Genomic DNA, 1,276 nt, shown 5'->3' with positions numbered 1-1,276 from the left:
GGCGTTATGTTTACTTGAAATTCAAAGGCTTAAAGGTCTTAGGCTTTAGTTCTTTGTCCCTCTGGCAATCCGTCCCTAGTAGACTCAGCAAATCCGCATTGTCGGTCTAAGTTCTTGAATCACTCAGGCCGTAAAACATGCCAATGTTCGCGGGTTGCTTCATTGTCAGGTCGTGGCGGTCGGCTTCTTGTTTAACTGGCTCAAAGTCGCTTTCAGGTTCATTACCAAGCAGCATTTCAGCTTGGCAGTTGCCTCGGCAATTAAACATTGTTTTGCGTTTTGGTTGGAAAGATAGGGCGCTTGTTGTTTCTTGGTCGGGTTGCCTCATTGGGCAGGGAAGTGGAATTACTGGTTTTAGGTTAATCGCCTTTGGTGGCCAAGTTGGTTCTTGCCTTGTGGTTTAGCTCAGAAAAYCAGTGAGAAATAGCAGTTCTTTCTCAAGTAAATCATATRTTTGTGGTAAAACATAACAAACAATTCAACAGTGATTCGCAACGCTTGGCGCTTTCACTTCAGGTTGAGTTTATAGTGTTACGGCGCAGTATTCGAGTTCAGTGTCTGCGTTGCTCACACGTTAATTGGGCGTTAGGCAAAGGGCAGGAAAGTTCTTTGTCTTATTCTTCTTAATCCCTCTAGATCTCTGTTTTTCTTAGTCGGCAATTCTGTATTGTCGGCTCAAACTCTTGAATCTCTCCAACCGTAAAACATGCCAAGATTCGTGGGTTGCCTCATTGGTCGTTTAGTGTCGGTCGGTGGTGAGCTTCACTGACTCAAAGTGTGAAAAGGGCAAGTTAATCGGAGCTTGGGCTATTGCTGTCAGTTTGCAGCTTTGAGTTTCTTAGGTTCAAAAGCTACCTTGTCGCTGAAAGGCTGTGTTTCGTGAACGTTGAAAGTGAGGCTGTAACATAGTGACTTCAGTGGTTCTTGAATCACCAAAAGTCAGTGGGTGATTGGTTGCTTATCGTGTTTAAGGTATTCTGCTTTCAAACAAAGTAAGTGAGTGCGAAGAAAATTTTCCTAACAAACAATTCAAGCTGATTCGCAACGCTCGGCGCTTTCGGTTTCAATTGATTTTGTGATTACGGTGAAGTGTTTGAGTGCTTTGGCAGCGTTGCTCACAACTTAATTGGGCGTTATGTGTAATCGAGAGTTCAGGGAAAGAATGAAAGTACTTATATCAGGATCCAATGGGTATATTGGTAGCCACGTGACTAAGATGTTTATCGAGAGTGGCTTTGAAGTTTCAACTTACAGCAGGTCTAGCGGTGTCTTACCT

2 protein-coding genes are annotated in these 1,276 nt (G+C 43.6%); one reads left to right on the top strand and one right to left on the bottom strand.

Annotated elements, in window-relative coordinates:
- Positions 1–106: 106 nt before the first annotated feature.
- Positions 107–268, bottom strand: coding sequence for a hypothetical protein (locus ELS82_RS26550; protein ID WP_167489547.1), 162 nt, complete (start codon positions 266–268; stop codon positions 107–109).
- Positions 269–1,162: 894 nt separating this feature from the next.
- Here ELS82_RS26550 and ELS82_RS27215 point away from each other — a divergent pair.
- On the top strand, positions 1,163–1,276 hold a 114-nt coding region (locus tag ELS82_RS27215), incomplete at its 3' end, for an NAD-dependent epimerase/dehydratase family protein (protein WP_341867201.1).

The organism is Vibrio ouci, assembly GCF_004551525.1.
Taxonomy (GTDB): domain Bacteria; phylum Pseudomonadota; class Gammaproteobacteria; order Enterobacterales; family Vibrionaceae; genus Vibrio; species Vibrio ouci.
Note: the sequence above shows the minus strand (reverse complement) of the source record. Positions and strands in the feature narration are given on the sequence as shown.

What these genes read in the sequence shown, in the direction of transcription:
- ELS82_RS26550 (WP_167489547.1), bottom strand. Translation starts at nt 268, where the DNA reads ATGTTTAATTGCCGAGGCAACTGCCAAGCTGAAATGCTGCTTGGTAAT.